This window comes from Photorhabdus heterorhabditis (assembly GCF_018448905.1).
Classification (GTDB): domain Bacteria; phylum Pseudomonadota; class Gammaproteobacteria; order Enterobacterales; family Enterobacteriaceae; genus Photorhabdus; species Photorhabdus heterorhabditis.
The window spans coordinates 1-9,110 of sequence record NZ_RCWA01000069.1; the positions used below are offsets into that span (position 1 = coordinate 1).

Consider the following 9,110-nt stretch of genomic DNA (forward strand, 5'->3'; position numbering starts at 1 on the left):
AAAATAGTCAGCATTATATTCTTGATGTCGTTTTTAAAGAAGATGATTCACGGATTGTTCTGGATGGTGCGATTGAGAATCTTGCGTTATTCCGGCGTCTTGTCTTGAACATGGTTAAACAATGTGATTGTGGCGCCCCGAGCCAGAGAAACAAGCTCAAGAAAGCAGGCTGGAGTGATGATTATCGTGCAAGAGTGTTCTTTGGATGAATATGAGTCAAAGTATGCTCGCGCCCTGCCCATCATCCCCTCGTGGTTTGCTAGCAAAGTATCTTTTTAGTGAAGATAACAATGCGCTGCAATTTGAATTCATTTCTCGGAAAGACTTATATTCACCTAAGACACAAGTTCATATCCTGAATGGTTTTAAGGAACATGATAATTTTCTATTGAATGCCTTAGAATACGTAAAAAAGGAAATGACTATTATTACCCCGTGGCTAACATATGAAAAAATTGAACAATCAGGCATATTGCAAGCAATGAGCCAAGCTTGTCAGAGAGGAGTTTCTGTCATCGTAGTTACCGATAGAATATATAACACTGGCAATGGTGATTACCAGGAAAGGGCAGAGAGGCGCCAGACATTAAAAAGTGCGCTTCATCGTCTTGAATCACAAGGTATCACAACTCAGTTGGTCAAACGGGTTCACAGTAAAATTGTCATTATTGATGACTCGATGCTTTGTGTAGGCTCCTTTAACTGGTTTAGCGCATCACGTGATGTAAGATATGACCGTTTTGATACATCGATGGTTTACCAAGGTTCAAATCTTACTGACGAAATCAGTAGCATACAAAACAACTTACATCAGAGATCAGGTTAACAATATGTACCCAATGGATTTCAAGATGCTTCGCCACGGCAAGGGAGCAAATCCCCGGTAGCATATACCCAATAGATTTCAAGTTGCAGTGCGGCGGCAAGAGAACGCATCCCCAGGAGCATAGATAACTATGTGACTGGGGTAAGTGAACGCAGCCAACAAAGCAGCAGCTTGAAAGATGAAGGGTATAGATAACGATGTGACCGGGGTGAGTGAGTGCAGCCAACAAAGAGGCAACTTGAAAGATAACAGGTATACATAGTAAACCTTATATGCCAACGACTTGGTTCTGAGTCTGGCTCCTGATCAGTAACAGCTAACCTCAGCCATTAAGCAGAGTTGAGGTTAATTAAAAAATTTCCAAAAGGATTCTATAAAATAATATTTATGAAATAAGAATTTGAAAGAATCGACAGGTGGGAATATCAACAAACAATATTCACCATGACAGGTGATCATTCTGGTACTTACAGCACCATCCTGATCACCTGTTGTTCCACGTTAGAAAAAGACTTTTTCTAGCCTCAAATGCTGTTGGTCGTTCGCAATGTTGACCACAATGCTTTCATTGCCTTTCCTTTAGGGAAAGCAATGTATTCCGGCTCAATTAACGACGGCCGCCAGCTCATTTTATATTGGCGTTGCGAAGCAGCAGGATAAACAATGCCGCCTTTTGATGACATCCATTTAGCAATTTTATGAAATATTGCCGAGTCGTTGAAGCAGCTATCCTCGCCGAACTCCACTAAAGGCGTGAAGCCCAAATGAAGATAAGCCACTGCCCCCTCAGCCAAGAAGTCATTAATCGCTGTTTCATTAATAAACTGCATGGTTCCATCGGGTATATCCGGTTTTTTTCGAGATAAATTATGAAACCATCCCGATGTCTCCCCCCAAGTGTAACTATAAACGACATATGCCTGGATCTGTTCTCCCCGAGTTGCAATATATACTCTGTGCTCACCTGAACTCACTTCTACAGTGTTGAAATCAATCACCAGTTTTCTCAGAGCCTTTGCATGTTTTTCTTTCAACCAAAGCTGATTAATATGTTCTAGTTGTGGTTTAAGCCGATAATATTCCTCTTGTGAGCTGATCTCTCGAATAGAAATTCCTGCTCTTCTGGATTTGCTAATTTTATTTCTAAGCTGCTGAAAGCGTTTGCCTTTCATGCTATATCCATCAAGGAGTACTGAATAACTCGCCCCAAGTTGGTTAACAAAAAAGCCGTTATTCCTCAACAGCGCAAAATCACTCTCATCACCATGCAGAAACACCGGAAAAGCCCGTTTTTCTTTGGTGAAACGGAGAAACGACTGCAAAAGTTCAGCTCGTTCTTCGCCAGGAGCCAAAATGCCACCCACACACATATGCAGATTTTTGTCCTGGAAAAAACCTATAGCCCCCTTTTGATTGGTAAACCAATGTGTTTCAGTATTGAACAACAAGCTACTCAACGGGTGCCTGGAATAGCAAAGCACTTTTCTGAGATGATTGTTGCCAAGAACACCCTGAGCGTTCCCAGTGGTAATAACCTGAGGAACATCAGGCAACATGCTCATAATGTTCACCTTGATCATTGCGGGTATATTGGACAGGGACGAATCCATGCTTTCTTGCAATATCCCGGATGGCGAGTGCGTCATTGTAATCAATAGATTTACCGATGCTTTGATGCACACTGACTCCTTCAAGTGCGACAGCGATAGTTTCCGACAAACAGGCGAGATTTACCCCCGCAGGCACGTCGATCAAGTTGCAATCGCTATAGGTCACTTTCTCAGGCTGATGGACCAAACCGCCTTCGTAAATTTGACGGTTGCCATCACGAATGAAATCGAAAGGTCTGGCTGCATCAAAAACGATGGCAGAGCCTTTCAGATAATGGGTATTTAAGAAAGGTTTACCTTCGCTGGTTGCTGAGACGATAAAATCAGCCTGGCTTAAGGATTGCTCATAACTCTCTATTGCTTCCAAACCCAGAGTTCCTATGACTTCAAGAATTTGTTCATGCAATACACGAGCATCTGTCACACCCGGGTTTTGTTTAAACAGCCACTTTCTAATTTTATCCATAACTGAATCTGGCTGGATAACATCACGAGTTTTTAACACCGTGGAAAGCAGTGCCTTAGTCAGTTCAGAGAGCAGTACTCGCCCTTTGTTAGGTCGGCTAACCAGGATAATCCGGCCAAAGTTATGGGCCAAGCCAGTGACTGACAGCCTGCCAACGGAACCTCTGGCACCAACCACCGCCAAAGTTTGCAGATGTGCATTTTCAGTCAGCATTGAGCGGATACCTTCAACTACCGCCATTGCTGTCAGAGAGTTACCATTAGTCAATATCCGGCCCTGCCGATTATTTACCAGACTATTGCCTCCGTCAGTAATCACAGAGGTGTAAGCACCCAAACCGACAATTTCCGCGCCATTTTTCTCCGCCAAATCAAGGTATTCCTTCATCAAAGCAGCCCGCTCTTTGGTTGGTAATGCCATCATATCTTCAGGGCTGATAGGTGAGAACAAAAGCATGCCATTAACGTATGCCGTTGAGCTTTCAACACCAAATTCAACAGCGATATCAGGATTAAAATCAATAGCAGAAATTTGCATGATCCAACTACCAAGTTGTCTTTGCTGTTCCGGCGTATAATTTTCCTTTATTGACAGGCAATAAGAATGCGCAAATTCATTAACCGAAGTGGAATGAATCAAGAAAGCGAATTTCCTCCCCTCAACCAATTGAGAAATAGGCGCTTTAATCTGGGCAATACTGTTGTTTATTGAAATAGGATAACTAACCGCAGATGGCGGTAGATCCGTTATAGGCATGTCTATCAAGTGCGCAAATAAAACATCATATCGCCCATTCCGAACCAAGTTACAGACTTCATCAAAAGCTGTAAAAAATGTCTGAATATCTTCTTTAGAAACGTTAAGCGGTGGCTCGAAACGTACAGAGCAAGGGCGAGACATTAACGGCATGGTGAAAATACCGTAGTGTTTCAATAAGAAACTACAAATGATATAAGCCAGACCACCACTTCTTTGGCTAAAGTTGATAAATACGTTGGCAACCGCTTTGCTGTCCTGTATTTCAAGGCCACGCATCAACCCAGCACCTTGCCAACAAAAATGTTCTGGATATTTCGCCGATAACTGTTCAAGGCATTTATCAACATAACGGCTAACTTCCTGAACGTGCGTTAATGCCTTGCCATTATCTTTAGTCAGATGCTGGATAACGGCAATTCCCATCGTCGCAGCCAGTACATTATTGGCAAAAGTGGAGCTGTGTTTCTTATCGAACTCAGATAAATAAAGTTCATCTGCATACAACATTGCACCAATAGGTGAAATACCTGCACCCAGCGCCTTAGAAAACAAAATGACATCCGGTTTCAGAGAGTAAAGTGTGGCTGCACAGAATGCCCCCAACCTGCCTATACCCGTCTGAACTTCATCAAATATTGATAATGTGCCATTTTCCTTACACAATTTCAGAATACTGTACAATGTATCCGATGGAATGACTTTCATTCCACCTTCTCCCTGCACTGGTTCAATAATAAATGCAGCGAATTCTCGGCTCTCCAGCTTTCTTTTAATTTCAGCAAAATCTTCACTGTCAACATGTTCATACAGTTTATCATCGTAAATGAAATCAGCTTTAAACCGATTTGAACCTGTAGCAGATAACGCCGAATAAGTTTTACCGTGGAAACTACGATGTAAACTCAAAATACTTTTTCTGCCAGTAACCAAGCGCGCAAACTTAATCCCAGCTTCTACCGTTTCAGCACCACTATTAGTAAAAACGCAGTGGGTATATTTCTCCTTATCTATTTGCTCAGAAAGCATTTCCGCCAATAACCGTACTTTGTTGTGAATATTAGGCTGAACAAAGATGGGTTCTTTATTTTTAATGAATCTGTCAACTTCATAGGTAGCAAAATCAGGATTATGCCCAAATGGTAATGCACCATATTGAGCCAAGAAGTCCTTAACAACCCGGCCATTCGATAATGTAAGCTGGTTATTTTCAGCAGACTGAATATCCAACTCAAGGCCCACAGAGTTTAATAAACTCTCACGATATTGATTAACAAACATAGTTCTCTCTCTTTTTTATAGGTGCACAATGTCATGCTGTAAACAGCATGGGAAAATACTTGAGTTAAAATAGGTGATCTAAAAAGTCATTAAATTTGCTGCATTATTTGGCTAACCATCTGGAATTCTCCTATAGGATGAAATTTGAATAACTGTACAGCAGAATAGAAATTCATAATTTCTGGCGTTGTCATGACCTGAATCCCACCGCAACATCGGAGTATAAAACTGGCGGTTTCTTCAAGGATCTTTTCCAGGGTATAGCGCAATGCAAGGATGTTACGAATAGCATTTTCATCCCGATGAGCATCATGAGCTATAGTTAGCATCTGACCAAGAATAGCATTAATCTTATAATCAGCTTGAGCTAGGGTATATTTAATTGGTTGCTGTTCTGCTACTTTCTTCGGAATAAAACGGGCAAGCCCATTCAGAATTCCTGAATATGTATTAGCAGCAAAGTAATTAAATAGTGATAAACCGTAAGAAAGCACAACTTGCTGCTCAATCCCCTTATAGGGGGAAAGTAATTGCGGCGAAACTTCGGTATCCGAAAATTTAACTTCTTGATTATCACTTTCAGACAAAATCTTTAACCGCCAGAAAGGAATAACATTAATATTCTGTGCCGATTTTGAAACCAATACTACCCTCATCTCATTGTCATTATCGGTATCGCTGACCGATAGCACATAATAATCAGCAATCGAAGACAGAGAACAAGGTTTCTTCGAACCATTAACAAACAGTTTTCCTTCCTTAGAATGCATTTTAAGTGCTGGTGAAAAAATATTTGTCCCTGGCAGACCTTCAGCAAAAGCAGAAGCGACCAACACTTCTGAAACCATAACTTCATTTAATAATTTATTATTATCTTCAAATATGTCGGGAAACTTCGCACAAGCCAGCACAATATGATTATGCATGGTTAGGGCAATACCGGCAGCCGGAAGCCATGAGGATACCTCACGGATAGTATTACCTACCTGATAAAGCCCCTCTATATTGGATTGAGCTGCCAAACGTAGGCATTGTGAAGCGGCCCCAAAATCCAATAATAATTTTTTCAACTTATCAGGTGTCAGATTCTGGTATTGACCGCCATTTTTCCTGAGCTCTTCAACAATATCTGTCATTTTCAACTCTCCTTTTACATCTAAACCACTTACTACAAGCTTAATAAGCTACACTAAACCCATATATTCAAGGCGTGACTGCTGCATCTGTTCAACTAAGAAATGAGACAATTCAAGTCGAGACTCCACAGTAGATTCAGACAACAATACCCCTGGTGCCAGCTCATAACCTTCAATAAAGCGCAAATTGCTTTGCATACCCCGTTGATAAAACGTTTCACGCTCCACAAACAGATCATCAACAGACACCTGATTCCACAACGCCAATCCTTCTTCTATACATTCAAGGGCTGCTTGCTTTAGAGAACTGTCATTCTCAATAGCCATCTTGACTATATTTGCACATACGGTCAGATGCCTTAATTCATCAGCGTTAGCTCTGGCTTGTGTCTCGGCAGCCGCAATATCAAAGGGACGCCACTTGATCTCACTGAGTTCTGATGTTGGTGCCAGCACACCTTCCAGAACGACGGTAATGATCAGCACTCCTGCGATGTAGTCATTTTTCAACACCACCCACTTGTCAAAATAGGATCTTAATGTCTCCAACATATTGGTCATTTTCCCCTGTAAGAGGCTTTCCATGTTGTTGGTCACATTATTGATATCTGCGAAGCCTATTTTGACCAGATGTTCTCTGAATAATTTGGCATGCCTGCCTTCGTCAAATATTTGAGTCAGCATATAATCAAAGTTAATGTTGTCTGGAGCTTTATCTGCAAGCAGCAGCAGGGCTTTAGTCGCTTCATATTCTGAAATCGATTTGAAAGAAAGTTCCCTAATCAAAGATTCCCGTAAATCGCCTGGCAAATAGGTTAATTTAGGATCATTGGCGTAGCGGTTTTTTTTCCTTTGTTCAACCTGTATCTGTTCAGCAAACCATTCATCTAATCCCCATTCCTTAGCCTGCATTTCTATTTCCGATGCCTGTTTAATTAAGCCCATGATGTCAATTCCTCTTTAAATAACGTATCTCTCTGTGATAATTCACTTCAATGAACAGTTGGCTGTTTAAACACATTAATTGATAACTTAGGGAAATTTCCCAGTACGCCTCTGTCTAAACAGATATGAACAAACAATGCAATAATGCTGTAATTATCCTTAAATAACCATAACCAGACCAAACTAATTATGCTAAGCGTAAATATGTTGTGGCAAATATTATAAACAGTATAAAACCCCGGAGGAGGAACCTCTTTTTTATTCAGCAAACTCCAGATTCGCCCTGGGTAATAGCCAACAATATCAATCAGAAAAAATAACAAAACAAATTGCCACCAGCTTATATAGTCCATAAGTTGCCAAGTCAGGAATAAACTAATAAAAAATAACCCTAGGAATTCCCAACGTAGCATTTTCAGTGTGTTAATCATTTTTATTCTCCAACATTTTTTTCTTCATGATTTTAATAATCTCTCCTGGCTGCTTAATCCAGGCACTATGAGGATTCCCCTTAACATCCAGAGCCACTTCGCTAACCTCTGAGTGAGGTATAAGCCTTGCTAATTCCTTGGTAGATTTTAACGGAGCCCAATTATCTCCCTTTAAACATATATAAACGGCTTTGGATAAGTGATTATTCTTTTTACCTTTATAGGCACTGACATGATAGTAATTTCCCGTACAGGCAGTTTTGGACCAGTCTCTCATCAACCCCTTAGCTTCTCTTATGCCAAAACCAATCTTTTTCCCAGGAAGATAACCATATAACGCCGTCAGAATGCGAAAAATAACGGCGGCTGTTATTATCTGTATCTGCCCCATGCCCTGCCAATTCTTGTACCACACGTTCCCTGTCGCCACACAAAACAGAGAAAAAGGTCTGTTAGTTGAGCAGGCAAAAAGCGTCGCAATATGCCCACCAAGGCTGTGGCCAAAGACAATAGGAATTTCTTTAGCATTTAATTCAACAGCTTTGTCTAACATTGCCGGAAGGTAATCCCGCAACAGATCGGAATAGTTATAATCATCTTTTCTGCTAGGTTTAGGTTGATTGTCCCCATAGCCTGGCATATCAGAAGTCACAACCTGAAAATCCTCTTTTACCAGTTGCTGTATCAGAATTTCATATTTCCTGATTTCCACACCAATAGCCGGTAACAATACAATAACCCTACCATTACTATCTCTCCGATAAATCTTATAGTTACAGAGAAACTTACCAGCTACTTCAAAACTATCACCTTCAATACTATTTTTCATATAGTTGCGCTTCCATTGACTTCATCCCCCAGTGACGGGTACTGGAGATAAGCTCTCCAGAAAAACATTCGTGCTTTGAATGCCACAAATGTTAAATGCTCGTCTCTCTCTGGGGAATTGGTAGTTTTAGAATTTATTATTAACCAATATAAAATCCCCTTATACTTTCTTAGTAACAGGCTATAGATAAAGCAAGAAACGTATCCTATTTTATAAATTTTTCGCTGGAAGAATTATTTTACATGCTGCTTATAACCTAATTTCAGAAAAAAACCATTTCATATATATATTAATACATTGCGTGATGAATTAATAAGAATATAACATCCAATCTCGTTAGGTCTATTTTTTGATATTCTTTGTCAGGGAAGTACTGAGTTAAAAGGTAAGAGATTATATTAAAAACTCACGCCACATAGATTAGAAAACAAGCTATCATGGGCATTTTTTCAAAACAATATCCTAAGTTCACAGCATAACGCTATATATTTTAATTTTGTTATTTAAGTTCTTGTAATTAACAATAAAATCACAAAATAGATATTCTAATTAAACTACACTTTCATACTTGTCTTATTGTTTACAAACCTTTTAACGAAATAACAATCTGACTCATCAGAAAAACAACAAAATAAATAGATTTCAAAATTAGATTATTATAGAGGACGGAAAACATGATAACGATTCCACTTAAGTACCGGTCTAGGCTGTGTCCCTTAATATCAATTAATAGTATTATTATCTGATTGATTTCGATGCAGGAACAAAATAGTGGCACGTTACGACATTTCTGATGATGCTTGGATATTGATAGAATCTTGTTTGCCCCC

Annotated in this window: 8 protein-coding genes; 2 read left to right on the top strand and 6 right to left on the bottom strand. The window is 39.9% G+C overall.

The annotated features are described in order from the left end of the window. Together EAE89_RS21915 and EAE89_RS21920 are read left to right on the top strand one after the other, a co-directional pair. Window positions 1-209 (top strand): transposase (locus EAE89_RS21915; protein WP_422615499.1); only part of this gene is annotated, 209 nt, incomplete at its 5' end. 2 nt (window positions 210-211) lie between these two features. Further along, window positions 212-826 carry a phospholipase D-like domain-containing protein gene (locus EAE89_RS21920; protein WP_214086578.1) on the top strand — a complete coding sequence of 205 codons (615 nt, stop codon included), beginning with the start codon at window positions 212-214 and terminating at the stop codon, window positions 824-826. A 524-nt stretch (window positions 827-1,350) separates the two neighbouring features. Here the strand turns inward: EAE89_RS21920 and EAE89_RS21925 are convergent. The 6 genes from EAE89_RS21925 to EAE89_RS21950 form a co-directional block, all read right to left on the bottom strand. Continuing rightward, a complete protein-coding gene (locus EAE89_RS21925) occupies window positions 1,351-2,388 on the bottom strand; it encodes a DUF2156 domain-containing protein (RefSeq protein WP_054477813.1) in 1,038 nt (345 codons plus the stop codon). Beyond that, a complete protein-coding gene (locus EAE89_RS21930; RefSeq protein ID WP_054477811.1) occupies window positions 2,372-4,939 on the bottom strand; it encodes an aminotransferase class III-fold pyridoxal phosphate-dependent enzyme in 2,568 nt (855 codons plus the stop codon). Before EAE89_RS21930 ends, EAE89_RS21925 begins: the two co-directional genes overlap by 17 nt. A gap of 89 nt (window positions 4,940-5,028) precedes the next feature. Then, the gene (locus EAE89_RS21935; protein ID WP_054477809.1) at window positions 5,029-6,075 is read right to left on the bottom strand and encodes an acyl-CoA/acyl-ACP dehydrogenase; all 1,047 of its coding nucleotides are present in this window, start codon (window positions 6,073-6,075) and stop codon (window positions 5,029-5,031) included. A gap of 48 nt (window positions 6,076-6,123) precedes the next feature. Then, window positions 6,124-7,020, bottom strand: coding sequence for a hypothetical protein (locus EAE89_RS21940; RefSeq protein WP_054477807.1), 897 nt, complete (start codon window positions 7,018-7,020; stop codon window positions 6,124-6,126). Window positions 7,021-7,067: 47 nt separating this feature from the next. Beyond that, window positions 7,068-7,451, bottom strand: coding sequence for a hypothetical protein (locus EAE89_RS21945; RefSeq protein ID WP_054477805.1), 384 nt, complete (start codon window positions 7,449-7,451; stop codon window positions 7,068-7,070). Continuing rightward, complete coding sequence (locus tag EAE89_RS21950) at window positions 7,444-8,280, bottom strand: alpha/beta fold hydrolase (RefSeq protein WP_054477803.1); 837 nt, start codon at window positions 8,278-8,280, stop codon at window positions 7,444-7,446. Before EAE89_RS21950 ends, EAE89_RS21945 begins: the two co-directional genes overlap by 8 nt. Between the last annotated feature and the right edge of the window lie 830 nt (window positions 8,281-9,110).